At 58.2% G+C, this 26,294-nt stretch carries 25 protein-coding genes; 9 read left to right on the top strand and 16 right to left on the bottom strand.

All coding sequences use genetic code 11. The annotated features are described in order from the left end of the window. Positions 1-168: 168 nt before the first annotated feature. Positions 169-1,539, bottom strand: a complete 1,371-nt coding sequence (locus ACTRWH_RS10910; RefSeq protein ID WP_085680177.1) for a sodium:solute symporter family transporter — start codon at positions 1,537-1,539, stop codon at positions 169-171. Between the two features lie 134 nt (positions 1,540-1,673). Between ACTRWH_RS10910 and ACTRWH_RS10905 the strand changes: the two genes are divergently transcribed. Continuing rightward, positions 1,674-1,994 carry a TraR/DksA family transcriptional regulator gene (locus ACTRWH_RS10905; RefSeq protein ID WP_041334219.1) on the top strand — a complete coding sequence of 107 codons (321 nt, stop codon included), beginning with the start codon at positions 1,674-1,676 and terminating at the stop codon, positions 1,992-1,994. Positions 1,995-2,001: 7 nt separating this feature from the next. Here ACTRWH_RS10905 and malT read toward each other — a convergent pair whose 3' ends face one another. Continuing rightward, positions 2,002-4,767, bottom strand: coding sequence for an HTH-type transcriptional regulator MalT (gene malT / locus ACTRWH_RS10900; RefSeq protein ID WP_085680179.1), 2,766 nt, complete (start codon positions 4,765-4,767; stop codon positions 2,002-2,004). Between the two features lie 252 nt (positions 4,768-5,019). Here malT and ACTRWH_RS10895 point away from each other — a divergent pair, with 252 nt between their 5' ends. The 4 genes from ACTRWH_RS10895 (at position 5,020) to ACTRWH_RS10880 (ending at position 9,641) form a co-directional block, all read left to right on the top strand. Next, positions 5,020-5,820, top strand: a complete 801-nt coding sequence (locus ACTRWH_RS10895) for a C39 family peptidase (RefSeq protein WP_085680181.1) — start codon at positions 5,020-5,022, stop codon at positions 5,818-5,820. 59 nt (positions 5,821-5,879) lie between these two features. Further along, positions 5,880-6,890: a hypothetical protein gene (locus ACTRWH_RS10890; protein WP_041334221.1), complete on the top strand. Its 1,011-nt coding sequence runs from the start codon at positions 5,880-5,882 to the stop codon at positions 6,888-6,890. 37 nt (positions 6,891-6,927) lie between these two features. After that, positions 6,928-8,553 carry an OmpP1/FadL family transporter gene (locus ACTRWH_RS10885; protein ID WP_075196246.1) on the top strand — a complete coding sequence of 542 codons (1,626 nt, stop codon included), beginning with the start codon at positions 6,928-6,930 and terminating at the stop codon, positions 8,551-8,553. Between the two features lie 95 nt (positions 8,554-8,648). After that, positions 8,649-9,641 (top strand): MalM family protein, encoded by a 993-nt coding sequence (locus ACTRWH_RS10880; RefSeq protein ID WP_462826399.1) that lies wholly within the window; start codon positions 8,649-8,651, stop codon positions 9,639-9,641. Positions 9,642-9,644: 3 nt separating this feature from the next. Here the strand turns inward: ACTRWH_RS10880 and ACTRWH_RS10875 are convergent, their stop codons facing one another. From ACTRWH_RS10875 to ACTRWH_RS10865, 3 genes are read right to left on the bottom strand one after another with little or no spacing between them, the layout of a single operon-like run. Further along, positions 9,645-10,667: a polysaccharide deacetylase family protein gene (locus ACTRWH_RS10875; protein WP_085681993.1), complete on the bottom strand. Its 1,023-nt coding sequence runs from the start codon at positions 10,665-10,667 to the stop codon at positions 9,645-9,647. A gap of 46 nt (positions 10,668-10,713) precedes the next feature. After that, positions 10,714-11,376, bottom strand: a complete 663-nt coding sequence (locus ACTRWH_RS10870; protein ID WP_462826398.1) for a DNA-J related domain-containing protein — start codon at positions 11,374-11,376, stop codon at positions 10,714-10,716. Between the two features lie 27 nt (positions 11,377-11,403). Beyond that, positions 11,404-12,048 (bottom strand): TetR family transcriptional regulator, encoded by a 645-nt coding sequence (locus ACTRWH_RS10865; RefSeq protein WP_462826397.1) that lies wholly within the window; start codon positions 12,046-12,048, stop codon positions 11,404-11,406. 74 nt (positions 12,049-12,122) lie between these two features. On the opposite strand from ACTRWH_RS10865, the gene ttcA reads away from it, so the two are divergent. Continuing rightward, entirely contained in the window at positions 12,123-13,034 is a 912-nt protein-coding gene (ttcA, locus tag ACTRWH_RS10860) for a tRNA 2-thiocytidine(32) synthetase TtcA (protein WP_126812329.1), read from the top strand. 29 nt (positions 13,035-13,063) lie between these two features. Here ttcA and ACTRWH_RS10855 read toward each other — a convergent pair whose 3' ends face one another. From ACTRWH_RS10855 to ccoN, 9 genes are all read right to left on the bottom strand, one after another. Continuing rightward, complete coding sequence (locus ACTRWH_RS10855; RefSeq protein ID WP_085680187.1) at positions 13,064-13,762, bottom strand: sulfite exporter TauE/SafE family protein; 699 nt, start codon at positions 13,760-13,762, stop codon at positions 13,064-13,066. Continuing rightward, positions 13,762-13,989 carry a cbb3-type cytochrome oxidase assembly protein CcoS gene (gene ccoS / locus ACTRWH_RS10850; RefSeq protein ID WP_041334231.1) on the bottom strand — a complete coding sequence of 76 codons (228 nt, stop codon included), beginning with the start codon at positions 13,987-13,989 and terminating at the stop codon, positions 13,762-13,764. Before ccoS ends, ACTRWH_RS10855 begins: the two co-directional genes overlap by 1 nt. 42 nt (positions 13,990-14,031) lie before the next feature. Beyond that, a complete protein-coding gene (locus ACTRWH_RS10845; protein WP_462826396.1) occupies positions 14,032-16,479 on the bottom strand; it encodes a heavy metal translocating P-type ATPase metal-binding domain-containing protein in 2,448 nt (815 codons plus the stop codon). Beyond that, entirely contained in the window at positions 16,476-16,991 is a 516-nt protein-coding gene (locus tag ACTRWH_RS10840) for a FixH family protein (protein ID WP_075196238.1), read from the bottom strand. Before ACTRWH_RS10840 ends, ACTRWH_RS10845 begins: the two co-directional genes overlap by 4 nt. A 44-nt stretch (positions 16,992-17,035) precedes the next feature. Further along, the gene (gene ccoG / locus ACTRWH_RS10835; RefSeq protein WP_075196237.1) at positions 17,036-18,469 is read right to left on the bottom strand and encodes a cytochrome c oxidase accessory protein CcoG; all 1,434 of its coding nucleotides are present in this window, start codon (positions 18,467-18,469) and stop codon (positions 17,036-17,038) included. 132 nt (positions 18,470-18,601) lie between these two features. Continuing rightward, positions 18,602-19,492: a cytochrome-c oxidase, cbb3-type subunit III gene (gene ccoP, locus ACTRWH_RS10830; RefSeq protein WP_041334233.1), complete on the bottom strand. Its 891-nt coding sequence runs from the start codon at positions 19,490-19,492 to the stop codon at positions 18,602-18,604. Then, positions 19,489-19,674 carry a CcoQ/FixQ family Cbb3-type cytochrome c oxidase assembly chaperone gene (locus tag ACTRWH_RS10825; RefSeq protein ID WP_036205261.1) on the bottom strand — a complete coding sequence of 62 codons (186 nt, stop codon included), beginning with the start codon at positions 19,672-19,674 and terminating at the stop codon, positions 19,489-19,491. Before ACTRWH_RS10825 ends, ccoP begins: the two co-directional genes overlap by 4 nt. 5 nt (positions 19,675-19,679) lie before the next feature. Continuing rightward, a complete protein-coding gene (gene ccoO, locus ACTRWH_RS10820; protein WP_007153695.1) occupies positions 19,680-20,288 on the bottom strand; it encodes a cytochrome-c oxidase, cbb3-type subunit II in 609 nt (202 codons plus the stop codon). A gap of 15 nt (positions 20,289-20,303) precedes the next feature. After that, positions 20,304-21,734 (bottom strand): cytochrome-c oxidase, cbb3-type subunit I, encoded by a 1,431-nt coding sequence (ccoN, locus tag ACTRWH_RS10815; RefSeq protein ID WP_007153696.1) that lies wholly within the window; start codon positions 21,732-21,734, stop codon positions 20,304-20,306. 228 nt (positions 21,735-21,962) lie between these two features. Here ccoN and ACTRWH_RS10810 point away from each other — a divergent pair, with 228 nt between their 5' ends. Further along, positions 21,963-22,625, top strand: a complete 663-nt coding sequence (locus ACTRWH_RS10810) for an alpha/beta family hydrolase (protein ID WP_052479672.1) — start codon at positions 21,963-21,965, stop codon at positions 22,623-22,625. Position 22,626: 1 nt separating this feature from the next. Here ACTRWH_RS10810 and ACTRWH_RS10805 read toward each other — a convergent pair whose 3' ends face one another. Continuing rightward, the gene (locus tag ACTRWH_RS10805; RefSeq protein WP_199480591.1) at positions 22,627-24,468 is read right to left on the bottom strand and encodes a sensor domain-containing diguanylate cyclase; all 1,842 of its coding nucleotides are present in this window, start codon (positions 24,466-24,468) and stop codon (positions 22,627-22,629) included. A 112-nt stretch (positions 24,469-24,580) separates the two neighbouring features. Here ACTRWH_RS10805 and rlmM point away from each other — a divergent pair, with 112 nt between their 5' ends. After that, on the top strand, positions 24,581-25,657 hold the full coding sequence (rlmM, locus tag ACTRWH_RS10800) for a 23S rRNA (cytidine(2498)-2'-O)-methyltransferase RlmM (protein WP_199480592.1): 1,077 nt from the start codon (positions 24,581-24,583) through the stop codon (positions 25,655-25,657). Positions 25,658-25,677: 20 nt separating this feature from the next. On the opposite strand, the gene ACTRWH_RS10795 is transcribed toward rlmM, so the two are convergent. Next, positions 25,678-25,962, bottom strand: coding sequence for an antibiotic biosynthesis monooxygenase family protein (locus ACTRWH_RS10795; protein ID WP_041334237.1), 285 nt, complete (start codon positions 25,960-25,962; stop codon positions 25,678-25,680). Positions 25,963-26,051: 89 nt separating this feature from the next. On the opposite strand from ACTRWH_RS10795, the gene tusA reads away from it, so the two are divergent. Continuing rightward, on the top strand, positions 26,052-26,291 hold the full coding sequence (tusA, locus tag ACTRWH_RS10790; RefSeq protein WP_041334240.1) for a sulfurtransferase TusA: 240 nt from the start codon (positions 26,052-26,054) through the stop codon (positions 26,289-26,291). Positions 26,292-26,294 lie beyond the last annotated feature (3 nt).

Below are 26,294 nucleotides of genomic sequence, written 5' to 3'. Positions count from 1 at the left end.
TCAGCGGCAGTCTTGTCAGAACGAAGCGGCGACAAGACTCTCCGTTGGAGGCACGCCTGGGCCGGAACAAACTGAAACTACTTTCACAGGCTCGCCTTGAATGTCACCTTCCCTCCCTGCATAACGCCCCCATTGCCTTGGTGTGTTAGACATTTCCTACCGGAGTACTCAGTGCCTGTTCCGCCCCCAAACCAGCGTTATCGCCACGCTAACCACAGCGGAGGCGGCCAGGGCACCAAGGAAGGGCGCCAAGGTAGGGATGCCACCGGGGAAGCTGGCGGCCAGGAGGCCCGCCGTCAGACTGCCACCAGTCACCCAGCCAGGAATGATCGCCCCCGCCAGGCCGGCCAGGCCGCCAAATACGGCTGCGGTAGTGGTCATTCGCTTCCACAGCCCCATCAATACCGGTATCACCGCCGTCGCGCAGAGCAGGTCGGCGATCAGGAACAATCTCAGTACCGAGACGCCCTGGAGTGCGACTATTACCACGGGAATCATCAGGAGGACGGTTACCCATCGTGCCGATATGATGGAGAGCCCCCGTTTTTCGGTCACTGCCAGGGAGGCCAGGGCGTTCTGGAGTGTGTCCACGGACGAGGCTACTAATGTGAGGGCCAGTACCAGGGCGGGAATGGTCAGCCATGCGGGGGCGCCGGATAGTAGTGCAAAGAAAGGAATGGGTGGAGATCCGAGATCTGCACCGCTCATGGCGGCGGCAATGCCCAAGCCGCCGACCACGGCAACCACGATAATAGTCACCAGGCCGCCCAACAGGGCGCCGCTGCGCAGCGCCGAAGTATCGCGGGCGGACCACAGGCGCTGCCAGTAGCCCTGGTGAAACAGATTAGCGGCGGTTACGGCGATCACCAGTGTCAGGGCTACGCCCAGGGCACTGCCTACTGGCGCGGAGGGGGCGTCAGCCATTTGCAGTTCCGGTAGCCGGTCCATTGCCACGAATCCGACAATGGCCAGTAGCCCGATCAGCAGGAACGCCTGCCACTGGTCCGTGACGATGCTGGCTCGCAGGCCACCCCAGGTGGTGTATATGAGTGTGGCAACGGCCACGCCAAGCACCGCAAGGTTCCCATTCACGCCCGACAGCAATGAGGTGATGGCGCCGATGGCGGTGAGTTCGGCGGTGAGGAAGCACAGCATGTAGAGCACGGAGATCAGCGACACGTAGCGGCGAACCGATGAGCCATAACAGGCTTGGGCAAACTCACCAATGCTGCGGCCCTGTGGCAGGTAGCGCCGGATGGCCGGGCCACAGAAGGCAAACACGATAAAGGGCAGGGCGGCGCCAAGGGCGTAACCGGCCAATGCCACCGGCCCCACCAGGGCGCCAACTTCCGGGGGCGCGAAGAGTATCCAGCCTCCCATACCCGACGCCAGGAAGGATAGCCCGAGTGCCCGGGCGCCCTGACTGTTGCGGGCCGTCACGAAATCATCCAGGCCGCCATCGGCCAGGCGAGCCCGCAGCCCGAGCCAGGTGAACAGAACGAGTGCAGCCGCCAGGGCAGCTACCGTGGTGTAGAGCATGGTGTGTTTCTCCGTTAATCATAAAGCCGGGAATAGTGACATATTCCACGCGGTGCTGCGATTGACTGTCTGTCTTATGCTTTACTGTATTAAGTCACCATTCGGAATTGAACCGACGGGGGAGGCCCCACCCAATGAGTAATCGCAAATCGGAACTGGAAACCCTGCGTGCCGACCTTAAGGCACGCCTGTCAAAGTATGAAGCCCACCAGCATCGCCAGGGTGGCGCGCTGGAGAAAGACTTCGAAGAGCAGGCCGTACAGACCCAGAACGACGAAGTGGTCGATTCACTGGAGACGGAAACCCGCAACGAGCTGGCCCAGATCGAACACGCCCTTGAACGCCTTGCTGAAGGGCTCGGGGACGAATGTGAGGGTTGCGGCGAAGACATTGATCCACGGCGCCTGCAGGTTCTGCCCTACACCACAGTCTGCGTGAAGTGCGCCGAAGACTGAACCCCTATCACTCCCCCTGAATCTTGCTGAGCAGGTCTTTGGCCAGTTCAATGGCCTCTGACCGGTGGCTGATGTTCTGCTTCTGGTAGAGGCTGCGAATGTGCGTCTTCACCGTGGTGGAGGCGACTTTCAGGTGTTCGGCGATCTGGTCATTCGACAGGCCGGCGTGGATCAGACTGAGTATCTGCCATTCCCGGCGGGTAAGGGGAGATGTGCGGATCAGTTCGGGTACATCAGGCCGGTCGATAATATCCTGAATGATGGCTTCGTCCAGTGAAATCCGGATGGCGCGGCTGAAATCCCGTTGTTGCTGAGCCAGCTGGATCAGGCGTTCGGCGCGCTGCAGTTCCATTCCGTCAATCGCTTCGTCATTGATCAGCGCTTTCAGGATCACGATCAGCACCTTGCCCATACGCAGGAAGCTGCCGACGGCCCCGGTGGTGCTGGCCAGTTGGAGCGCGGCGACCATGTGCTTCAGGGCGTTCTCACGGTCTTCAGTGTCCCAGTAAAGCAGCGCCAGCGCGATATGGTTGCGGTTGAGGTCGGTTTTAAGACCCACCTGTTCCGCGACGGCTTGCAGTCCTGTCAGCAGAGGCTGCGCTTTGCTGTACAGGCCCAGGCTCATGTACGCCCGAGCCCGGTTGCGACCGTTGCATTGATTGAAGTGGTTGGTCGCTGTGGTGGGGTCGACGGGCGGTGCGATGGTCAGCCAGCGTTGTATGGCTTCCCGGTCCCGAACCGCATCCCAGTAGGCGAGCATGGTGGCGTGGGCGTTGGCGACCCAGTCCAGATGATAGTCACCGGAGGCGAGCATTTTCTGCATCTTGGCGATGTAGTCCGCGCACAGGCTTTGCCGGCCCCTGGCATGGGCCACCTTGGCCAGCGATGTATAGCTTTGCACGTACCAGCGCTCGCCCTGGGCTTCCAGGATTTCGATGCCCTGGAGCGCACACCGCTCAGCATTTTCCAGATGGTGCCATTCCCACATGATCTGACTGCGGATGCGGAACAGGAATTCCAGTATCGGCAGGTGGTTGAGGTGGTTTTCCTCGGCGTACTGGAAACCCCGTTCCTGGATGTTGTAGGCCTTCTGCAACAAGCCCATCGCAACGCTGATTTCAGACTGCTGACACAGTGCCCAGAGCACGTTCTGGTGGGCCTGGTGCGCCCGGGCGAGGTGTTCGGTTTCCTGCATACGGGCGAGGGCTTCTTCCAGTTCGCCCTGGACAAACAGAGCTTCCCCAATGACAGAGGCCGCCGCCACCCGGGAGGTGGGCAAGTAGCGGGCTTCCTGGTCGATGGCTTCGCGGGCGAGGGCCAGGGCACGTTCTCCATCCCCATAATTCATGGCGACCTGGGCACGAATGGCACTGAATTCACCATGCACCGCGCGCTGGGTGTCTTCCGTCATGGATGCTTCCAGACGGGTTTCCGCAGCCGACAACCAGTTTTCAACTTCGTCAAACTTGTACTGGCCCTGGGCCACCCAGGCCCTGAGCAGTGTCAGCGTCGGATCCTGGGCAATCACATCCTGGGGCAGGGCGTCGAGGCAACGCTGCAGCAGGATAAACTGGCCCTCGGTGAAAAACTTGCGGCCGTGAATGGTCAGTACGCGGGTGATACGGTCCGCGTCGTCGGCGGCGATGGCGTGGCGGGCGGCCTCTTCGGCGTGGTCCAGTTCCAGCCAGGCGTCACTGGCCCGTTGGTGCAGCTGTTGGCGGTTTTCTTCGGTGGTGCAGCTCAACAGGTGCTGGAGATAGACGGAAAACAGCGGATGGTAGCGGAACCACAGGGCGGAATTGTCCACGGGCGTGATAAACAGCCCCATGGACAGAAGGCCGCTGAGCAGGGCCTGGCCATTGCTGTCGTCCATCACCCGCATGACCATCCGCGCGTTGAAGCGGTCCAGTATGCTGGTGCGTAGCAGGAATGTTCGCTGCTGTTCCGTCAGCCCCTGCCCAACCAGTTCGTCAAAGTAGTCAAAGATGTGCTGGTTGCCGTACTCCAGCTGATCCACAAAATCGTTGAATTCGATGCTGGTCAGTGCCGATGCGGACAGAAGCTGGAGTGCCGACACCCAGCCTTCAACCCGCCTGACAGCCCGCTCGATGCTTTCCCGCGAAATCTCGAACGGCAATCGGCTGTCAAAGTAGCTCTGTGCTTCGTCTGCACCAAAGGCCAGATCCCGTGAGGTGATCTCGGTCATCCGTCCCTGCATCCTCAGTTGCGCGACGCCAATGGGGGGCACCGTCCGGGTGATCAGGACGAGCGTCAGACAGGCAGGTTGATGCCGCAGCAGGAAGCGCAGCGCGTTGTGGATGACCTCGTTGTCAATCAGGTGATAGTCGTCCAGCACCAGATACAGCGGGTCCCCGTCCAGCCCGTCCAAGGGAAGCTCGGCCAGGAGGTCGGTGAGAAAACTCTCCAGATCGTCGTACCCCTTCTCCTGCAATTTCCGCAGCGTGGCCTTGCAGCTGCCGGGAGCTGCAACCTCAAGTGACTTGGCCAGGTAGCCTGCAAATCGGGCCGGGTCGTTGTCGCCGACCTCCAGGCGATACCAGGCGCTGGTGGCCTCCAGTGCCTCAAGACGGTCCGCCACCGTGGTGGTTTTGCCATAGCCCGCGGGCGCATGCACCAGCAGCAGGCTTACCGGTTCCAGGCCGTGGAGAAGATCGTTGAATTTTTCCCGGTGTAAAAGGGCGGGTGGTGGTTGTGGGCTCTGGTTTTTGGCAGCGATGAACGTCAGTTGTCCCGGATTCAGTGTTGTTGTCATCAGGATCTTCAGTAATTGGTGTCAGACAGTGGCAAAGAATGTGATACCGGCTTTGTGCCTCTGCGTCAACTTCCCGTTGTCGCTATTTGAGGGGCATGAACCAGTTCTCAAAACCGGCAGGGAGGGCCCCTTCTGCAGCGGCAGATTTGAGGCACAGTTATCTTTAAGGCGTTAGCGATTTCGGTATCTTACCGTAACAAGATGTAACTCGGAAAACGTGATGTCTAATAATAACAGGGACTTCGTCTGACCATGCTGCTGGTACTCGCCGGATCCATCCTCACTTTCACTATGGCCCAGGAGGCGGTCGTCGTGGAGCCTTATGAACAGGGCACCATTGTGATTGAGCAGGATTTCGACACCAGCCCCATTGAGTTGAGAACCGACGCCCGGGTGGAACCTCTGGTGGAGCAGAAGTTCCGGAATATCGTGCGTCAGGCTTACGACTACAGCTGCGGTAGCGCCGCCTTGACCACGGTTCTGAATTTCTACCTCGGTAGAAACCTTGGTGAGCGGCAAGTCATGGAGGGGCTACTTCACTACGGCGAGAGTGAACGGATTGTGCAGCGCCGCGCCTTTTCCATGCTCGACATGAAACGTCTCGTTACCGCCCTTGGTTATCCCTCTGGCGGGTTCCGCGCCACGATTGATGACCTGATTGACCTCGATCACCCGGCCATCGTTCCCATCCAGCACGCCGGTTTCAAGCACTTCGTGGTGCTGCGCACCATCCGCGACGGCCGGGTGTATCTGGCCGATCCGGCGGTCGGCAATATCTCCTTCACGCTCGCCCAGTTTGAAGAGAGCTGGGACGACAACGTGCTCTTCATTGTGTTCCCCGGCAGTGACAAGCCGCTGGATTACCTGGAGTTGAAAGAGGAGGACCTCCGGTTTGTGGACGACCAGACATTGACGTTGCTGGCGTTGCAGAAGTTACCCGAATTCCATGAATCCACGGAACGCCGGATCAGAAACATGCTGGAACGCCAGAAGAATAATCCGGACGGCAGCGTTGAGAATACCCGGAAGCAGCTGTTCTACCGGCGCCATTAACGTGCCGGGCGCAAAGCCGGCACACAGGAAACAATACAATTAGAAATAAGGGAGTCAGGATGAATCGTTGGTTAGTGCGAGGTTTTATCCTTTTTTCCGTGACTGGCCTTTTACCAACCATGGCATTGTCGCAGGAAGGAAACGTAGACGAGGCGAGGGAGGCACTTGCCAGGCAGGAGGGTGACGAGGATTCATCCAAACAGTTGGAAGAGGTGTTCCAGGCAGCCGAGACCAGCTACTCGTTGCAGAAGAAGGGCACCCATTCCCTGAACTACTCGTTCGATTACTCCTACACCGGTGACCAGCGTCTCGACCTGGCGATCACCGACGGTTCAGTTCGCAACCTCGATGTGGTGCCGTCCGCGACCCACAACTTCACCAATGCGTTTTCCTACGATTATGGCCTGCTGGATAACCTGACTGTCGGTGCGCGGATACCCCTGGTGGTTAAGTACGATACCCAGGATGAACTGAACATCTACGATTTTGGCGATATCTCCGCGACCGCTCGCTGGCAGCCTTTTGCCTACGTGCCGGGCAAGATGTCCACGACGGTCTTCGGCACTTTCACAACCAAGACGGGTGTCAGTCCCTACGAGATTGATATAGACGAGCAACTGTCCACCGGTAGCGGCTACTATTCGGTTGCCGGCGGCGTAAGTTTCTCAAAGGTGTTGGACCCGGTGGTTGTGTTCGGGTCTACCAGCGCTACCTACAACCTTCCTGAGAGGGACCTCCAACAAGTCCGGGGCGCCAGGGTGTTACAGGAACTGGAACCCGGCTTCGGGCTTTCCGGCTCCGCCGGTTTCGCCTATTCGCTGTCCTACGACATTTCCCTCAGCATCTCCGCCCAGTTGAGTTACAGCGACCAGACCATCCTGTCCTTCAGTGATGGCACTCAGGCCGTTGCTCAGGACCAGATGAGTGGCTTCCTCAGTATGTCGCTGGGTACCCGCGTGAGTGATACCACCATCGTGAACACCAGCCTTGGTATTGGCCTTACCGAAGACGCACCTGATTTCTCGCTGGGCGTGTCCCTGCCCATCAGATTTTCAGGTCTCAAAGAGTGAGTTCAGCCTCTGACGTTTTACGGGAAGGGAAGATTTCATGGGAATAACCAGCCACAAGAGACAGATTGCCGCTGCCATTATGGCAGCCTCGGTGACCTGTGGTGTCGAGGCGCAGCTGGCACAGAACCTGACCATTCATCCCAAGGCATTGGCCCTGGGTAACGCCGTGACGGCCGATCCGCCCGGTATTATGGCGATCCATTACAACCCGGCGGGGCTGACCAAGCTGGATGGGCGTCAGCTTGAAGTTAACCTGATGAGCGTCTACCTGGACATTGACGCCGATTTCCACGCCCCGGATGGCTACGAGATTTTCGGCATTGATGGCCTGGAAACAGACCCTCTCACTGGCAAACAGCGGGACCCGGTCGCAAACAAACACAGCCATACTAACAACGTTGCCCTGTATCTCCCGGGATTTGGCATATTGCGGGCGCCGCCTGGCCCCGCCGTCGCCCCGTCTGCCGGTATCAGCATCAACCCGCCCGGGTCGAAACTGACCTTTGGCAACGCCTTCTACCTGCCCCTGGCCGCCGGCTTCTATCGCGACAAGGACGACCCGGGGCGCTATATGCCACAGGCAACTGCCTTGCAGCGGACAACTTATCTGTCGCCAACCGTTGGTTACAAGATCAACGACGAGTGGTCCGTGGGTGCCGGAATCCATCTGTCGCATATGGGGGTTGCCGCTGATCAATACATGCGCGCCCCCAACATGCTATTGGGCGTTGCGGAGGTACTTCAGGATGCCTTCAACTGCGAAAGTGGGGATGAGCCTCTGCAGCCATGGCTGGCCCTTTGCGGGGGTAATGTCGGGCCCTGGGACGACATTGGTGCCTTGAGTATCAACGTGCAGGAAACCCTGTCACCCACCTACGCGCTGGGTGTGATGTGGGAACCCAATGAGTGGTTCGCCTGGGGGGCGAGTTATACCTCCGAAGCCGACATGAATATGAAGGGTACTTTCGAGATAGAGTACACCGACGACTGGTCCGGCTTCTGGCAGAGCGTCAACGGCTCGGTGCTGGGTGCCATCACCTCGGCTATCCTGAGCTTGCCGTCCGGTGCCCCAAGGGAAGCGGGCAACGTCTCCATGGACCTGACCTATCCCCAGCATTTCCAGACCGGCATCAGCTTGGATGTCCATCCCAAGCTGACGGTCAATGTGGATGTTGGCTGGACGGACTACAAGCAGTGGGACGCGTTTGTGTTTCGCTTCGATCGTAACCTGGAATTCCTGAACGCCGCGCGGATTCTGTCACCGCAGAACGCCACTCCCAACACACTGAGGTTGCCTCTCGGTTTTACCGATCAGTGGAACTGGGGTTTTGGGCTGGAGTTCCATGCGTCGTCCCGTCTGGACCTTCGCGCGGGTATGGAAATCCGGGATTCGGTAATTCCCGACGACCAGCGCCAGATTATGGCGCCGTTCGGCGGTGCAAACCTCTACAGTATTGGTATGGGGTATCGGTGGGATAAGGATACTGAGATCGACATGAACCTGAGCTATCTGCAATCCATAGAAACGGTTCCTGCCAACGGCAGTTGTAACCTAAACTGTGACAATATTACCAATATCATCTACAACCCCTATGCGGGGCTGGATGTGAAAACCTCGCTACGGGTTGTCACGGCAGGTCTCAGTTTCCGTACCAAATTCTGACGCAAACGCGTTTACGAACAGGGTGTTTTGCCCCGATGTCCAAATGCCATTTTATGGTTATCGCTTGTCTGGCTGTCATTATAAGTGGCTGCCAGTTGTCTGGCCCCGACGCCTCTGGCAGCCGCGAGGGTTATTTTACCTGGGTGGACGAGCAGGGGCGGGTAAGACAGTCGCCAATACCGCAGAGCACCGGTGAGAGAGATAAGGGCGAGGGTAAGGAGGCAAACGCTGAGGATGCTCCCCCAACTGGCTCCGCTGACTCGTCGGCTTCCGGGGATGCTTCTTCCAGCGGGTACCACGAAGAATTCAATCTCGAAAATTATCCCGATGCCAATCAGCTCGAAAAAGACGGCTATGTTCGTCCGGGCGAACCCAAGCCTTATTTCACCTGGCGTGATGCCCAGGGCAATATTCGTGTCAGCTATTACCAGCCGGATACCCGGACCGCTGTCGAGAAGGGGCGCATCAAGCCGCCGATTCAACTGACGGAGGCCAGTATCCACCAACCGGGAGAAACGGTCGGGCTGCCGGGCCTGCCGAAAGATGCTGACCCCGAAGCCATGGCTGTCCTGGGAATCGATCCCGGAGAGGAACGTTTTTTCCAGCAGTGGGCAGGGCAATGCTGTCAGGCGCTGGAACGGTCGGAGCCTGAGCAATGGCAGGAAGGTCGTGAATTCGGGGTGTCCATGGGTGACACGGCCCCCCGCCATTCATTCAGCACGGGTGAAAGCCATTACCGTCTGGTCAGGCTGCCGCCGGCGGAGCAAATTACCGATTTCATCCTCCACCTCAGGTCGTTCAACCACGAAGGAATGTTTGTGCCCTCGGTGGCGTTTCTTGATGCCTCGTTCGCCCCCGTTCGAATCGTGACTGACCTGGTTGCCAGCTATGTTCCTGAATCCTGGTACCAGTACGGCTACCTTCACGCTTACATTCCGGTGTTCCCGAGCCGGGGTGAGCGTTGGATGGTGATCTTCACGCGCGGGGCGGATCTGGCGGGGCAGACGGTTATCGAGGACAAGTACGGGCCCAAGGCCATCCCGCACACCCGTACCGGTGAACTCAGTCTCTCCCGGGCTGGCGAGTGACGTTCAGTCTTCAGGCTGGCTCAGGTCAAGCCATTGCTGTGACAGCCAATAATAGCTGCCATCGGGGGCCGGATGGGTGCAGTTGTAGCGAAAACGGCGGCTGTTAAAGCTTCTCGGCGCCTTGAGAATGACGTTATCTCCACCCGATACCTGGAAGTCTACGCGCCCCTGGCCGGAGGCAAAACAACTCAACCGGTCGACGCTGATGGTGTTCGGTACGGTAAAAGCGAGGGTGGGCGGGTTCTCAGAGATAACGCCGTCCGGCAGCTTGTTGGCATCGACTGGCAGCGCCTTGCTACGTAGTTTGTCTTCAAGGTTGTTGAGTTGTCCGTAGGCGTTCGCCACCGGGAATCGGGGCAGACGTGTGGCGGCGGACGTCTCCCCGATGGCGCCGGATTGCTGTCCAAAGCCGAGCCAGCCACGTGCCTCAATCTTGCGTAATAACGCGTCGTCAAACTCGCCGTAGGGATAGGCAAACATCGGAACGTTGGTCCCCAGTTTTTCGGAGAGTGTTTCCTGGGCCTCATCCAGGCTGCGATCGACACGTGCCTCCCAATCGTTATCGGATTCACCTGGGCGTTTTGCGAGGTGGCCGTGGTCTTTGCTGTGGTTGGCGATGGTCACGCCGTCGCGGTCTTTGACTTCCTGCAACTGATCCCAGGTCATATAGCCATGGCTGCCCACGGCCTCGGTATTGACGAATATGGTGTACTCATACCCCCGCTCTTGCAGGGCTGGCGCTGCCTGTGAGTAGACGGATTCGTAGGCATCATCAAAGGTGATGGCAACCTGGGACCTGTCGCTCAGCTCACCCGCCAGTGCTGCGCGGGTTCCCGATTCAAGCGGAACGACCTCCAGCCCCAGATCCTCAATCATATCCAGTTGTCCCTGGAACAGGGACACTGACGTACTGGTGGAGGACGGCGTCGAGTCACTGACATGGTGGTACTGAAGCACTACCAGATCGGCATTGGCAGTCAGCGTGAATGCCGTGATGGGCAGGAGAAGGAGAGATCGGGTCATCATTCTTGGTGCCATTGGAGTGTCCTTGAAATCGGGAATTCCGGTGCAATCAGGTCCGAAAGTGTGCCTTGAGCACGGCGAAGGCCTGGTTTAGGTCCTGGATGGTTTCGGTTTCGCCACCCCGGTCCGGATGCGCATGCATAACTGCCCGCCGGAAGCGTTGTTTGACGTCGTCAAAGCCAGGGGGAATGGCATCAAAACCGAGTACGGCTGCGGCTTCACTCGCTTCTGTGGCGGCGGGTCGGTTGCCGCTGCGCCCGGCCCAGAAATCGTCCATCATCCGGTTTATGGCGTCTTCCGGCAGTTCGTACTTGGACAGGTCCAGGTAAAAATTCCGCAGTTCGTCCATGCGGTCGGGCACACCTGCGCCCGCCACCACAGAACTCTTGCGGAGTTGAATCACCAGTGGCGAAATGGTCAGGGTTTCTCCGCCGGTGGCGAGCTGATCCCGTAGCCGGTACAGCACATGGAACAGCAGGAAATGGACCGGATAGAGCTTGTCCGGTTCGCCAAAGTTGACCTCGCCAATCAGCTCCCAGGGCGGCTTTTGCAGGGTTTTGATAAGGCCCAGCTCGTTGATTCCGGCTGGGTGCCGACGAAGAATATGCTCGGTGGCAACCAGCAGGTGCTGAATCTGAAAATTCAGCGTCTCATTGGGCGCGTCACCATCCAGCGCCTTGGCGCCCTGTGTTGCGGTATCGGGTTGATTCATGCCCCAATGGTAGGCGACAGGGCGCCGTTACGGAAGAGGCATGTCCCGCTCCAACCCCTTCAGGAACAGGTTGGTCGCGAACCGGGTGGCATTCCTGGCTTCGGCCTCGGCCTCGGCGGGCCGATTGTGGGCACGGTAGGCCAGGCGCAAGCTGAGTTCGTAGCCTACCCCGAAGAAAGCGGCGCACAGGTACTCTTCGTCCATCTCCGGCAACAGGCCACGCTCAACGGCGTTCCTGACATCGTCCTCCAGGGAGAGCATGGCAAGCCCGAGAATGTCTGAGCCGAACAGTTCACGGATGGCACGATCGTTACGATGCGCCAGCTCGTAAACCAGGGGGTCGCTGGCGGTGGCCCGGAACAGCGAAAGGTATGCAAAGTAGATGAAGTCTTCAGCGGAACTGGCGGACTTTCGGCACTCGGTAAGGTTGTGATTGAGGCCGCTTAGGAAATCTGTCAGCAGAGCTGCAAAAATGTCCTGTTTGCTGGAAAAATAATTGTAGAAGGTGCCTGCCGCCAGGCCGGTACGGCGTACGATATCGCGGATGGTGGAGTTGTCGTACCCCCGTTCCCGAAAGCACTCCCGCGCCGCGTCAAGAATGGCACTGCGGTTGCGAATACGGTTGAATTCCCGTTTACCGGTGGCTTCCGGTTTTGTGTCTAACATATCCATGTCTGTATCCTGTCCCTGGAACTTTTGCACGCGTATAATCCGACGCTCACTGACCTTATGAACGACGTTTTCCTATGCCCGAAGCAATAACTGCCAACTCCGAAACCGCCCAGGCTCCTGAAGCGGAGCGCAAGCAGAAACTGGAACTGAACAAGCTGCAGAAGCGCCTGCGCCGGGAAATGGGGCAGGCGATTGCTGATTTCTCGATGATCGAGGCTGGTGACAAAGTCATGTGCTGCCTGTCTGGCGGCAAGGACTCCTACGCCATGCTCGATATCCTGCTGAATCTCCAGAAAAGCGCGCCGGTGCGCTTTGAGCTGATTGCTGTGAACCTGGATCAGAAGCAGCCCGGCTTCCCGGAAGAAGTGCTGCCTGAGTACCTTTCGGCTCTTGATATTGAGTATCACATCATCGAGAAGGACACCTACAGTATTGTTAAGGAAAAAGTACCGGAAGGGAAGACCACCTGCGGACTTTGTTCCCGCCTACGTCGCGGAATTCTCTATAATTTTGCAGAAGAACACGGCGTTACCAAGATTGCTTTGGGGCACCATCGGGATGACCTGCTGGAAACGCTGTTCCTGAACATGTTCTATGGTGGCAAGCTGAAATCCATGCCGCCGGTTCTGCACAGCGACGACGGCCGGAACACGGTGATTCGCCCGTTGGCATACAGCCGGGAGAAAGACATTGCGCGCTACGCCAGCTTGCGCCAGTTCCCGATCATTCCCTGCAACCTCTGCGGTTCCCAGGAAAACCTGCAGCGTCAGGTGATCAAGGACATGTTCCAGACCTGGGACAAGCAGCACCCGGGGCGCCTGGAAACCATGTTTCGGGCCATGTGTAACGTTGAGCCGTCACACCTCGCCGATACCTCCCTGTACAACTTCCGTGAGGGTCACCGCCATTCCGAACCGGGCCAAAGTGCCGGGACGGTCGAGCCCCAAACACCCGATTTCGGACGGTTGGACGTGCTTAATATCTGATCGGTTCGAGCCGGTAGTCCAGCCCTTGTCTATCCGTGACCGGTATGCAAAAAGGCGGTGACAGGAAGGGTCCAGATACCGAAACCAATCAGCAGCAGTCCGGCGATCTGCCGAAAGCGTTGGTGTTCCCGCAGTTTTCGGATCCAGGTGGCGGCGTAACCGGTGGCCAGCATGGATGGCAGGGTACCGAGGCCGAAGAACAACATGGTGGTGGCCGCGCTGCCCACCGAGGGTTGCAGGGCAGCCCAGCCCAGGGTGCTGTAGACCAGCCCGCAGGGCAACCAGCCCCAGAGTGCGCCAAGGATGAGCGCCTGGTGGAAATGATGCACCGGGAGCACTCGGGCGGTGAGCGGTGACAGACGTTTCCAGACCGGGGCACCGATGCGTTCCACGTAGCGGATGCCTTGCCACCACTGCCCCATGGACAGTCCCATCAGGATCAGCAGTATCCCTGCCATTGTTCGAAGTATCGGGCCAAGTTGCGTCCAATAGGCCGAGGCGCTGGTGCTCAGCAGCGCGATCAGGGCCGCAATCGCTGCATAGCTGCCAATCCGCCCGCCATTGAAGGCGAGCAGCATGGCGGTCTGGCGAACACGGAAGCCCCGGCCAACAGGCAGTGCCATGGACAGTGACGCGCTGATCCCTCCGCACATACTCAGGCAATGGGTGCTGCCGAGCAGGCCAATCAGGAAGGCGCTGGAATAACTCAGGTAAAGTTCTTCGCCCATCAGGATTTGTGGCTGTCGCCCGGCTCCTCGGCAGAGTTGGAGTTGGCATCCTGCTTGGGTTGTTTGGCGTCGTCCGGGATCATGTCTTTGTCATCGTCATAAAGGATGCGATGGGCAGGTCCATCAAGATCATCGTATTGGCCGTTCTTGACGGCCCAGGAGAACAGCAGGATGCCTAGTGCCACCAGGATCAGCATGACCGGAACCAGGATCATTACGATTTGCACAGGGCTACCTCAAACGTGTTGGGTGATTCAGTGTTCACGGTATCAGGACGTTGCTTCGGCGCCAACCGCCGGGGCGTGGGATACCGGGTTGCCTCGCTGCCTACCTAGCCGCATGGCATTGAGTACCACCACCAGTGAGCTGAGGGACATGCCGATGGCCGCCAGCCAGGGTGGAACCAGACCCGCTGCCGCCAGGGGCAGGGCGCAGACGTTGTAGGCCAGTGCCCAGGCCATGTTCTGGCGGATAACGCGGCGTGTGTCCTGGCTGGCTTTCAGGGCTTCGGACAGTTGCGTTAACTGCCCGCTCAACAGCACTGCATCGGCCTTGAGTTGGGTCAGATCGGCAGCGCTTCCCATGGCCACGGACACACCAGCACCGGCCATGGAGGGCAGGTCGTTGAGGCCATCACCCACCATCATGATCTGGTGGCCCTGGTCGCGGAGGTTCTCCAGTACGCGGAGTTTCTCTTCCGGTGAGGCCTGGCCGATGGCTTCATCAATGCCGAGTCTGCCTGCTATCTGCTCAACGTGTCCTGAGCGGTCGCCGCTGAGCAGAATGGTGCGCAGTCCTGCATTTTGCAGGGCCTGGACGGCTTCTCTTGCATCCGGTCTGGGCTCGTCGTCCAGTGTGAACCTGGCCATCCAGCCACGGTCCGTGGCCAGCCATATCTCCATGCCTTTGGAGGTGTCGGCTTCCGGCGCCGGGCTACCCACCTTATCTTCCACAAAATCCCGGTGGCCAATGTAGAGGGGTGCCCCGTCTACCTGTCCCGAGAGACCACCGCCCAAGTGGTTTTGTACCTGCCTGGCGGCGTAACCGGGTATCTGGTGGAATACCCTGGCGATCGGGTGTTCCGAATGTTTCTCCAGGCTGGCTGCCAGTTGCCGGCATCGATCCGCATCAAGGTTGCCGAAGGTTCGGGTATCCACCAGGCTGAGTTCACCTCGGGTCAGGGTGCCGGTTTTATCGAAAATCACCGTGTCGATGGTGTTCAGGGATTCCAGAGTGTGTCCGCGTGTTGGAAGGAAGCCCAGCTTGCGAAGTCTCATGGTTGCCGACGTTATTGCCGTTGGAGTGGCGAGCGACAGGGCGCAGGGGCAAGTCACTACCAGTACCGAGAGCGTAATGTCGAAGGCATTATCGGCGCCGGCCATCCACCAGCCAATCCAGATGAGTGGGGCCAGGATCAGCACACGGCTGACAAACACGCCGGCAATTCGATCGGCCGCCAGCGCAACGGGTGGCTTCTCAGCCTGCACCCGATCCAGCACCCGCAAAATGCCGGACAGTCTGGTCTGTGTGCCGGCGCGGCGAACCTCAACCTCCAACGGGTTCTCGCCGTTGATGCTGCCAGCATGGACGGGGTCACCCTCGCTACGGGTTTCCGGCAGATATTCACCGGTCAAAGCCGCTTCGTTAAGGGTGGAGTGGCCGCTGACGATGACGCCGTCTGCGGGCAATGTTTCGCCAGGCCGGATGCGAATAACGTCGCCGGCAGCCAGGTCATGGGTGGCGACGATATCACTGCCGTTCCCCTGGATGCGGTTGGCGACCATGGGCTGGAAGCCGGCCAGCGCGTTGCCTGTCAGCCCGGCGCGGTAACGGGCCTGCATCTCAATGTAGCGGCCAAGCTGCAGGAAAAAGGTAAACATACAGACGGACTCGAAATAGACTTCCTCGCCGCCGAATACCGTCACCCATGCGCTGGCGACATAGGCCAGGCCAATCGCGGTGGCCACCGGTACGTCCATAGTCAGGTGACGGCTGCGAAGATCCCTGAATGCGTTTGTGAAGAACGGACGAGCGCTGTAAAGGACTACGGGGGTGGCGACCAGAAGACTGAACCAGCGGAAAAAACTGACAAACTCTGGCGACAGGTCATTCACCAGTTCGAAATAAAGCGGAAAGGCCAGCATCATGCTCTGGAACGAGCCTATCCCCGCGACAGCCAGGCGGATCAGTGCAGAGCGATGTTCGGCTTTCAGGGCTTTCTCGGCCTCATCGGCCTGATAGGGGCGGGCTCGATAGCCCAGTTCATGGACGGCAATCAGTAGCTGGCTGAGTTTTGAGTGCTCCGGGTTCCAGACCAGTCGCGCGCGCTGGGTGCTGTGATTGACGGAAAATGACACCACGCCCGGTTGCCTGGCCATGTGGTTTTCCAGCAACCATATGCAAGCGGCGCAGGTGATGCCGCTTACAAGCAGTGTGGCTTCCTGGCCAGCGGTAACGGGAGATACAAACGACTTCTGAACCAGGGGATGGTCCACTTCGAGGATACGGTTCCGTTCGGAATCGCTGAGTGCCTTCGGGGTGACGGCCGGCTCGGTGCGGAACTGGTAGAACCCGGTGAGGCCTTCGGCGCGAATGGTCTCACAGACCGCCTTGCACCCAACGCAGCAGAAGTGTCGCAACGCTCCTTCAAGTTCCAGGGTGATGGGTGGCGTTCCAGTGGCCGGCTCACCACAATGATAACAATCCAAGGTGATCACCCGCGGTCTTCTGTGACCGCACCGAGGCTCAGGGAGCGTTGCGATGGCAGGCTGGACTCACCTTTCAGTCGCCATTGGTTGTCCGGGCCACGCAGGTCAAAGTACCAGCGGCCTTCAATCGGCTGATTCAGGGTGGCGCTGTATAGTCCCTCGCCGATTGCCCGGAATTGTATGGTGCGGTCGTACTCCGACATGGTCGGGTGATACAGGCTCAGTATCAGGTAAGGGTAGTTCGCAGGGCCGTCGGCAGTATCCATGGAGAGGGTGATTTCCCGTTCGCCAAATGTCATATCTGCCGTCAGGCCCAGGTCTTGGGCTTTCTGGTCGCGTGCAATTGCCATGTTGATCCCGCGACCCTCCTTGGAATAGTCGTCGGTTACCATGGAGTTGTCGGTGTTTATCGCGACCGTAATGGCGATGGAGCACCAGATAATGGCGGCGCCGGGAAATATCAGCAGGAACCAGAGCCAGGGTTGCCGGTACCAGGGAACGACGGGTGCGTTTTCATTCATAGTGCTGTCTCTCAAGGCTGGTCTCCCTGGTTGGTGTCAGGGGATCAGCGATTTGGACCGACAAACCGGCTTTCGGTTTCAAGAACGAGCGATTCGTCGGATTGTGATTCAAGCGTGAAGACAATGGCATTGTTGCTTTCCGAGAGTTTCTCGGGCGCGACATCCACCACCGTCGGCAGTGCCCGGTTCTCACTGCTCGCCACCGTCAGGGTGTTCTCGGTCAGCAACCGGATGCCTTCCAGGCCTGAAACCGAGATCGTAAAGGTCTGCGGCACTTCCGACATATTGGCGACTTTGAGGGTGTAGGTATTCTCTACCCGGCCTTCACCGTTGAAGCTGAAGAGGGCGCCTCGATCCCTCAGGACATCAAGCTGTGCCGGAACCCGGGTGGCAATTGTGAATACAATCGCGCCAACCATCAGCAGCAATACCAGCCCGTAACCAAAGGTGCGCGGTCTCATCAGCTTCGAGGTTTTGCCTTCCAGTTCGTTTTCAGTGGTATAGCGAATCAGGCCGCGCGGATATTCCATCTTGTCCATGACTTCGTCACACGCATCAATGCACAGCGCGCAGCCAATACACTCGTACTGCAGCCCGTCTCGAATGTCGATGCCGGTAGGGCATACCTGAACACACTGGCCACAGTCGATGCAGTCACCAAGGCCCAGTTCCGAGGGTTCAATGCCTTTCTTGCGCCCGCCGCGGGGCTCCCCCCGGTTGGGATCATAGGACACCACGCGGGTATCGGGGTCGAACATGACGGACTGGAAGCGGGCGTAGGGGCACATATACAGACATACCTGCTCACGCAGCCAGCCGGCGTTCAGGTAGGTGGCGGCCGTAAAGAAGGCGACCCAGAAATAGGCCCAACCGTTGGCCTGCAGGGTGAACAGGTCGGTGATGAGTTCACGGATGGGGTAGAAGTAACCAACAAAGGTCAGGCCGGTGGCGAGCGCAATCAGTAGCCACGCGGAGTGCTTTGCGGATTTTTTGGCGATTTTCTCAGCGGAACGGGGCGCCTTGTCCAGCTTCATCCGCTTATTGCGGCTGCCCTCTATACGCTCCTCCACCCACATGAAGATAAATGTCCAAACGGTTTGGGGGCATGTGTAGCCACACCACACCCGGCCGAACAGCGTGGTGATAAAAAACAGGCCAAAAGCGGCGATGATCAGCATACCCGATAGCAGGATAAAATCCTGGGGATAGAACGTGGTTCCGTAGAGGTGGAATTCCCGCGCCGGGAGATCGAAATGAATCAGCGGCTGACCATCCACGGTAAACCAGACGAACAGGAAGTACATGCCCATCAGAGCTGTCAGGCTGACATTCCGGATACGCTGAAAGAAGCCCTTCTTGACCCCTTTGACGTAGATCTTTTTGCGGCTGGCGTATAGCTCGACAGTTCCGGTGTTTTTATTGTTGTCGGAGGTGTCAGAGGATGGGTCAATCTGTTTGACCGGAATCTCACTGCTCATCGTTACCTCCCGATGATGTGGCGCCCTGATTCACAGTGGACTGTGGGGCAGTCGATCTTCTCAAGCCTTGGTCCGCAGGTGGCAGGCCAAGGGTTGAGCAGACCGGGCCGGGACAGAATCCCGGCCGGGTACTCAGTTGGACAGGCTGTAGACGTACGCAGCCAGGATCTGGATCTGATCGTCGGAGAGCCGGTCACCCTGTGCGGGCATCTGGTTCGCACGACCGTTTACCACGGTTTCCTTGATCCACTCGTAGGTGGAGCCGTACAGCCAGGTATTGTCGGTGAGGTTCGGGGCGCCCATAGCCTGGTTGCCCTTGCCGTCCTGACCGTGACAGGCCACGCAGGCCTGTGCAAACACCTGCTCGCCCTTGGCAGCGGCTTCTTCGTCTTTTGCCCGGTCGCTGAAACTGAGCACGTAGTTTACAACCTGATCGACCTGCTCAGAGGTCATGCCCGGCATGGTGCCCTTCGCGGGCATGTTGCCGTTACGCCCCTGGTGCAGGGTGGTCAGGATGGTGTCCGGGTCGCCGCCATACAGCCAGTCGTCATCCGTCAGGTTGGGAAACCCGAGGGAGCCGCGCCCTGCGGAACCGTGGCAGACGGCACAGTTGTTGGCGAACAGCCGCTGGCCCATTTTCATGGCGTCGTCGTTCTCTGCCAGCTCGGCCACCGGTGTGTCACCAAACTTGGCGTAGAGCTCGCCGTAACGGGCATCGGCCTGCTGCATTTCGGCCTGCCACTGGTTCTCAGCGGTCCATCCCAGCAGCCCCTTGTAGTTACCCAGGCCCGGGTACAGGGCGAGATAGCCCAGTGCGAAAACACAGGTCGCGATAAAGAGGTAGTACCACCACTTTGGCAGCGGGTTGTCGTATTCTTCAATGCCATCGAACGAATGACCAACGGTTTTGTTGGTTTCAGTATCGGTGGTCTGGCCCTTGCGGGTGGCATACAGAAGCCACCAACAGCCAAACACGGTACCGAGCACGATCACGCTGATCCAGATGCTCCAGAAGGTACTCATTGCTTTTTCTCCGTTTGTTCCTGTTCAAGAGTACGCTTTTCCACGTCGTCATCCTCGAAGGGCAGGTGGGCCGCCTCGTCGTTGGGCTTCTTCCGGTGGGCGCTGTAGGCCCACCAGATGATGCCAAGGAACATGGCCATAATGACCAGTGAGTGAATGCCGCGTAACTCGTTAATATCCATGGGGATCACCGTTTATCTGAAATCACGGTACCAAGCTGCTGCAGGTACGCCACCAGGGCTTCGATTTCGAATTTGCCCCTGACTTCGTCGGCCGCACCGGCAACCTGCTCGTCGGTATAGGGCACGCCCAGGGTCTGGAGCGTTTCCAGCTTGGACTCGGTGCTGGTGTGATCGATGCGATTCTCGAACAGCCACGGGAAAGCGGGCATGTTGGATTCAGGCACAACGCTGCGGGGATCGTACAGGTGCTGGCGCTGCCAGGCGTCGGAGTAGCGACCACCGACACGCGCCAGGTCAGGACCGGTACGCTTGGAGCCCCACAGGAACGGACGATCGTAGACAAACTCGCCCGCAACGGAGTAGTGGCCGTAGCGCTCGGTTTCAGCGCGGAACGGACGGATCTGCTGGGTGTGGCAGACGTGACAGCCTTCACGGATATAGATGTCCCGGCCTTCCAGTTCCAGTGCTGACAGGGGCTCAAGGCCTTCAACCGGCTCGTTGGTCTCGTCCAGGAAGAACAGCGGAACCACTTCTGCCAGGAAACCACCACTGATGGTGAAGATGATCAGTACGATCATCAGCCCCAGGTTCTTTTCAACAATTTCGTGTTTCATTGATTCTGTCTCCCGTTACGCCGCTTGCGCTGCTGTATTGTCCTGAGCAACGGCTTCCTTCTGACGCACGGTCATGTATACGTTGTATGCCATCACCAGCATACCGGTCAGGAAAATCACACCGCCAAGGAATCGCACGAAATAGCCTGATTCGGACGCTTCAAGGGCTTCGACAAAACTGTAGGTCAGGGTTCCGTCTTCGTTGACGGCGCGCCACATAAGCCCCTGCATAATACCGTTCACCCACATGGCAACGATGTAGAGTACGGTGCCCACGGTGGCCAGCCAGAAGTGGACGTTGATCAGGCTGACGCTGTACATGGCCTGAAGGCCCCACAGCTTGGGAATCAGGTGATAGATGGCGCCGATACTGATCATGGCAACCCAGCCCAGTGCACCGGAGTGTACGTGGCCAATGGTCCAGTCCGTGTTGTGCGACAGCGCGTTAACCGTCTTGATGGCCATCATCGGGCCTTCAAACGTGGACATGCCGTAGAACGACAGAGACACCACGAGGAAGCGGAGGATCGGGTCGGTACGCAGTTTGTGCCAGGCACCCGACAGCGTCATCATACCGTTGATCATGCCGCCCCAGGAGGGTGCAAGCAGGATCAGAGACATTACCATGCCCGCGGTTTGGGCCCAGTCCGGTAACGCCGAGTAGTGCAGGTGGTGGCCACCCGCCCATACGTAGGTCGCAATCAGCGCCCAGAAGTGAACGATGGACAGGCGATAAGAGTAGATAGGGCGGTTGGCCTGTTTGGGAACAAAGTAATACATCATCCCCAGGAAGCCTGCAGTCAGGAAGAAACCGACCGCGTTGTGGCCCCACCACCACTGCATCATCGCGTCTGTCACGCCCGCGTAGGCGGAGTAGGATTTGAAGGCGCCCGCCGGTAAGGCCAGGTTGTTACCAATGTGCAGAATGGCCACGGTCAGGATGAAACCGCCGTAGAACCAGTTGGCCACATAGATGTGGGCAGTGGCGCGCCGCATGATTGTGCCAAAGAAAACCAGTGCGTAGGACACCCAGACAATGGCGATAAGGATATCAATTGGCCACTCGAGTTCTGCGTATTCCTTGGAAGAGGTGAGGCCCATTGGCAGGGTAATGATCGCCGCAACCATCACGGCTTGCCAGCCCCAGAAGGTGAACGCCGCGAGCCCATCGGAGATCAGTCGCGCCTGACAGGTACGCTGAACAACGTAATAGGAGGTGGCAAACAGTGCCGAACCACCAAACCCGAAGATGACGAGGTTTGTGTGGAGCGGCCGTAAACGACCGAAGTGAGTCCAGGAGAAATCCAGGTTCATCGAGGGCCAAACAAGCTGGGATGCGATCAGCACACCCATGCCCATGCCAACAATGCCCCAGACCAACGTCATGATGGCAAACTGTCTCACCACCTTGTAGTTGTATGTCAGGTTAGCATTTACTGTGCTCATAGCCTTACCAATGGGTTTAGAGTGGGGAAAATATGCGGGCGCAAGTATGGAGAAACGATTAGCTGTTTGCAATGACGTAGATCAACTCTGAAACTCTGTCAACTGGGTCTAAATCAGTAACATGGCGAATCTACAAGGGTAATCACGAATGCTCCAAAAGCGGTTTTTGATGTTCGGTTGATGCATTGCTTCCCGGAACACTAATGATAGTCATAATTCGGAGGTTTGGTGAATTCTGTAACCGTATTCAAAACCAGGGCGAAAAGTAGTGTGGCAGCGCCGGTGCTTGTCCTTGCACATGGCGCAGGTGCACCCGCCGATTCGCCGTTCATGGAGCTCCTGGCGGCAGCGCTTTCAGCGCAGGGCGTGACGACCGTCAGGTTTGAGTTCCCCTATATGGAGAAGCGGCGGGAGGATGGCAAAAAGCGGCCACCAGACCGCCAGCCAACACTACTTGGGCATTTCCGCACGGTCATTGCAGAAACTTGCGCCGGCATCGACGGGCAGGCCGGCGTTTTTGTCGGAGGCAAGTCCATGGGGGGAAGAATGGCCAGCATTCTGGCTGCTGAGCCCGGCATTGACGACGCGGTGCGTGGTGCTGTGTGTTTCGGCTATCCCTTTCATCCTCCTGGCAAAAATGATCGGTGGCGGACGGATCATTTCCAGTCACTGTGCCGGCCAATACAGATCATTCAGGGAACGCGGGACCCTTTCGGCAAACAGGCAGAGGTTGAGGCGCGTGCACTGGACACCCTGGATAACGTAAATTTGGCGTGGCTGGAAGGTGGAGACCACGATTATCGGCCCCTGGCGCGACAGAGTGAGAGCCGGGAAGATCTGATTCAGCAGGCGGCGGCAGCAGCTGCGAGGTTTATGATCGGGCAGGAATGAGTCAGGAGACCTCGGGCGTCGCTTGCTCAGTCCGGTTTCGACCGCACGCTTTGGCACGATAGAGCGCCTCATCGGCACGCCGGAACAGATCTCGCTCATCATCCCCCTGGGATAACGTGGCGGTACCGGCGCTCATGGTCAGCGTAACCGGTGTGCCATCGTCCGCAGGCACGCGTATCGCAGCGATATCCTCAAGAATCCCTTCACAGACACCCAGAGCGCCATTCGCGTCGGTGCCGGGTAACAGGATGGCGAATTCCTCTCCGCCAAAGCGGATAGCAACATCACGGGGTCGTTTGACGTGGCGCCTGAGAATGTCGGCAATGTGTTGCAGGCAACGATCACCAAACTCGTGCCCCCAGGAGTCGTTGACAGCCTTGAAGTGGTCGGCATCCAATAGAGCAATGGTCAGGGGTTGACCAGTACGTCGGGCTTCGGCACAGAGTTCCGGCAGCAGGTTGTCCATATGACGGCGATTATGGAGCCCGGTCAGAGCGTCATTGAGGCTTAGGGTTGCCAGCTGCCGGTTTGCCTTTTCCAGCTCTCTCATGGTGCTGCGAAGCTGCGCGGTGCGTTCATGCACCTTTAACTCGAGCTCGGTTCTGGCGTTATGCTCTACGTCCAGAAGCTTTTTATTCAATAGCCGCCAACGCTGCACCATGGCGTAATTGAGCAGAATAACCTGCGCTCCAACGGCGGCCTGCATAAAGATTTCCCGTGCCAGGAAGTCAGCCAGGTAACCAAAGGCAGCCATTGAATAGATCAGGGCGCCTGCCAACATGCCAGACCATGCCACTACGTACCACTTGGCGGGAGAATATCCCTGGCGCCAGCGGATGATGCCAATGATAAACAGGCAGGCAATGATCAGCAGTGCAATCCCGGTATTCAATACGATGGATCTGTTGTAGGGCAACAGGAATGCCATGATGAACAGGCCTGCGCTGGTCAGGGCAAGCCCCGTCAACACCTTGTTCGCAATCGTGTTGGTGGGGATTTCGAGGAATGAGCGCCCGAACAGGGTCATGGCCAGCGAACTGATCGACATCAGCATGGGAATCGATGTATTGGCGAAACCGGTACTGTCGGGCCAGAAATACTGGTTGGCGAAACCGCCCATGGCGAACAGGAACAGCCCAAGGGATGCCATGTAAAAGGCGTTGTAGAAGTAGTAGCCGGTGCCGGAACTGAAAAAGAGCAGCAGGTTGAATACCGCAAAGACCAGCAACGCCCCATAGAAGAAGCCGTGCAGGAGGGTAAGGTGGTTGCTTTCCGCGATCGTCGTTTCCGGCGTTTTCAGCGACAGCGGAACGTTCAATGCCCCGCTGCTCTGAATCCGCAAGGTGATGGTTTGGGTTTCGCCAGCGCCGAGCGTGACGGGGAGCAGGAAATACCGGTAATCTATGCCCCGCGAGAGAAAGGGGTGCTGGTCCCCCGTGGTCAAGGCTGGTTCAACGAGTTCGCTGGAGCGCCAGAACGTTACTTCATCCAGCAGTGGGTAATTGAGCTTCAGGTACCAGAGCTTCTGGCTATCGCCGGAATTCCGAACATTGAGGCGAACCCAGTACACCGAATCGGTGTGGCTGAATACCAGATCGTGTCCCCTGGCGGATGTCCATTGAATATCCGCCGGCAGTTCACGGGGGGATTCGGCCCGATGTGCGGGCGTGTCGGGTGCTGCGCTCAGGAAGCAGACATGGTTCATCAGCGCTTCCCGTTGCACCGGATCGATGGCGTCCAGCGCCGGGCAATGAGGTGTCGTTCCCGGATGGGTCGCCAGTGACAGGTCCGTGACCAGTAATAGCCCGATCAGTGGGAACAGAAAGCGCAGGTACAGCGGCATTAAGGTATTCCTGCCAGCGGAAAGCCCAATAGTGTAGACAAATGCGGGCTGTGTATATGTTAAACAGATTCAAATTTGGGGTTTCTGGTGAGAAGCCCTGTCCAGGTGCCTAATGGAACAACTGATTGCAATTTGTCGTCCCGGGTTCGAGACGGAAGCGGGGCGGGAGTTAACCGACTCGGCTGCCAGCGGCGGGGTCTATGGTTACTTCGAGCCCTCTGTAAACCAGGGATTTCTGACCTTTCACTGCCCGGGGCCCGGGCAGGTGGAGATGCTGGTCCAGCGGCTGTCCATCGACCAGCTGGTGTTTGTCAGGGACTGGTTTGTGGTTTTAGCGGACGTAGCCCTGCCCACGTCGGATCGCGTCGGCGCCGTTATTGACGCATTGCGGTCCGTTGATGGGGCGATTCCTGTCTGTGCCCGTATTGAAATTCGTCTTCCCGAAAACAACGCTGACGCAGACCTCGGCAACTTCGCCCGCAAATGGGTTTCCCCACTGTCGAAAGCGCTCAGGGGCGCCGGGTTACTGGAGAAGGATTCGAAAGCTGAGTCGCCGGCACGGCTTGAAGTGTTGCTGACGGGGTTTGAACGCGCCATCGTCGGGTTCAGCCTGGCCGGCAATCGTGCGCGTTACGTCAGTGGTATACCAAGGCTTCGACTGCCCGCGTCCGCCCCCAGCCGATCGGCGCTGAAACTGGAAGAAGCGTGGAAGGTGTTCCTGCCCCCGGGCCAGGAACTGGACTACCTGGGAAGCGGCAAGCAGGCTGTGGATCTGGGCGCTGCTCCCGGTGGCTGGACCTGGCAACTGGTCCGGCAGGGTATGATGGTGACCGCCGTTGATAATGGGCCCATGAATGTTGAGTTGATGGCTTCCGGACACGTAGAGCATGTTGAGGCAGATGGTTATCAATGGAGGCCCCGGCGCGGTGTGGACTGGATGGTGTGCGATATCGTCGACCATCCACGCCGAACCTCGGAGATGGTCGTGCATTGGCTGTCTGCCAAGCTTTGTCGCTATACCGTTTTCAATCTGAAACTACCGATGAAAAAACGATACGACGAGTGGTTGGTGTGCAAGGACATCCTGGAAGAAGGCCTTGCACAGACGGAAATGAACTTCCTGCTGAGGGCCCGTCACCTCTACCACGATCGTGAGGAGATCACCTGCTTCATAGAACGCAGGGACTGAGCGCCTGTAAATAGCGTGCTTTAGCTATGCTGCCACACGGTGATAATCTCGTCCCGGTCCATCATTGGAATCAGCTCCGCCATCAGTTCCCGGCGTTCCTCTGAGAGGAACCAGCGCTGCCAGTCGGCTTCGGAGCGCCAGTTGGAGAGGGTAAGGCGATGGTTGGAGTCGTGGGTATCGACCAGCGTTTCACCGGAAACGAAGCCGGGGGCGCTTACGGCGTTCTGAAGGACCTTGCGGGATCTGTCCTCGTAGGCGGATTCGAGTGTTTCAGCAATATGACGTTCAATCAGCACCCGGATCATTGTTTACCTCGTTTTGTTTTTTGACATCTATAAACAATAATTTAGCACGTATTTTCCAAAATTCAGGTGGAATCGCAGGAGGAAGAACATTGGGACAACCGGAACACGATGCAGAGCTGGACGCCCGGGGACTGTTTTGCCCCGAACCCGTCATGCTGCTGCATAATAGAATCGTGGATATCAGTATAGGGGGCGTCTTGAAGGTGGTTGCCACGGACCCGTCAACAACCCGGGATATACCGAGGTTCTGCCAGTTCCTGAATCACGAGCTGGTGTACAGCGCCGAGGATGACCAGGAGTTTGTTTACTTCATCCGACGAGGGGAGTGACTG

The organism is Marinobacter sp. G5_S1_61_S3 (assembly GCF_054968585.1).
This window is presented reverse-complemented; position numbering and strand designations above follow the sequence as displayed.

Bases quoted from the DNA above. Each gene is read 5' to 3' on its own strand.
- rlmM (WP_199480592.1), top strand. From the start codon at position 24,581: ATGGAACAACTGATTGCAATTTGTCGTCCCGGGTTCGAGACGGAAGCG.
- malT (WP_085680179.1), bottom strand. From the start codon at position 4,767: ATGACAACAACACTGAATCCGGGACAACTGACGTTCATCGCTGCCAAA.
- ccoG (WP_075196237.1), bottom strand. From the start codon at position 18,469: ATGAGCAGTGAGATTCCGGTCAAACAGATTGACCCATCCTCTGACACC.
- ACTRWH_RS10875 (WP_085681993.1), bottom strand. From the start codon at position 10,667: ATGATGACCCGATCTCTCCTTCTCCTGCCCATCACGGCATTCACGCTG.
- ACTRWH_RS10805 (WP_199480591.1), bottom strand. From the start codon at position 24,468: ATGCCGCTGTACCTGCGCTTTCTGTTCCCACTGATCGGGCTATTACTG.
- ACTRWH_RS10855 (WP_085680187.1), bottom strand. From the start codon at position 13,762: ATGGGCGAAGAACTTTACCTGAGTTATTCCAGCGCCTTCCTGATTGGC.
- ttcA (WP_126812329.1), top strand. From the start codon at position 12,123: ATGCCCGAAGCAATAACTGCCAACTCCGAAACCGCCCAGGCTCCTGAA.
- ACTRWH_RS10870 (WP_462826398.1), bottom strand. From the start codon at position 11,376: ATGAATCAACCCGATACCGCAACACAGGGCGCCAAGGCGCTGGATGGT.
- ACTRWH_RS10840 (WP_075196238.1), bottom strand. From the start codon at position 16,991: ATGAATGAAAACGCACCCGTCGTTCCCTGGTACCGGCAACCCTGGCTC.
- ACTRWH_RS10905 (WP_041334219.1), top strand. From the start codon at position 1,674: ATGAGTAATCGCAAATCGGAACTGGAAACCCTGCGTGCCGACCTTAAG.
- ACTRWH_RS10885 (WP_075196246.1), top strand. From the start codon at position 6,928: ATGGGAATAACCAGCCACAAGAGACAGATTGCCGCTGCCATTATGGCA.
- ccoO (WP_007153695.1), bottom strand. From the start codon at position 20,288: ATGAAACACGAAATTGTTGAAAAGAACCTGGGGCTGATGATCGTACTG.
- ACTRWH_RS10910 (WP_085680177.1), bottom strand. From the start codon at position 1,539: ATGCTCTACACCACGGTAGCTGCCCTGGCGGCTGCACTCGTTCTGTTC.
- ccoN (WP_007153696.1), bottom strand. From the start codon at position 21,734: ATGAGCACAGTAAATGCTAACCTGACATACAACTACAAGGTGGTGAGA.
- ACTRWH_RS10895 (WP_085680181.1), top strand. From the start codon at position 5,020: ATGCTGCTGGTACTCGCCGGATCCATCCTCACTTTCACTATGGCCCAG.
- ACTRWH_RS10825 (WP_036205261.1), bottom strand. From the start codon at position 19,674: ATGGATATTAACGAGTTACGCGGCATTCACTCACTGGTCATTATGGCC.
- ACTRWH_RS10795 (WP_041334237.1), bottom strand. From the start codon at position 25,962: ATGATCCGGGTGCTGATTGAACGTCATATTGCTGAAACACTCGAATCC.
- ACTRWH_RS10865 (WP_462826397.1), bottom strand. From the start codon at position 12,048: ATGGATATGTTAGACACAAAACCGGAAGCCACCGGTAAACGGGAATTC.
- ccoP (WP_041334233.1), bottom strand. From the start codon at position 19,492: ATGAGTACCTTCTGGAGCATCTGGATCAGCGTGATCGTGCTCGGTACC.
- ACTRWH_RS10890 (WP_041334221.1), top strand. From the start codon at position 5,880: ATGAATCGTTGGTTAGTGCGAGGTTTTATCCTTTTTTCCGTGACTGGC.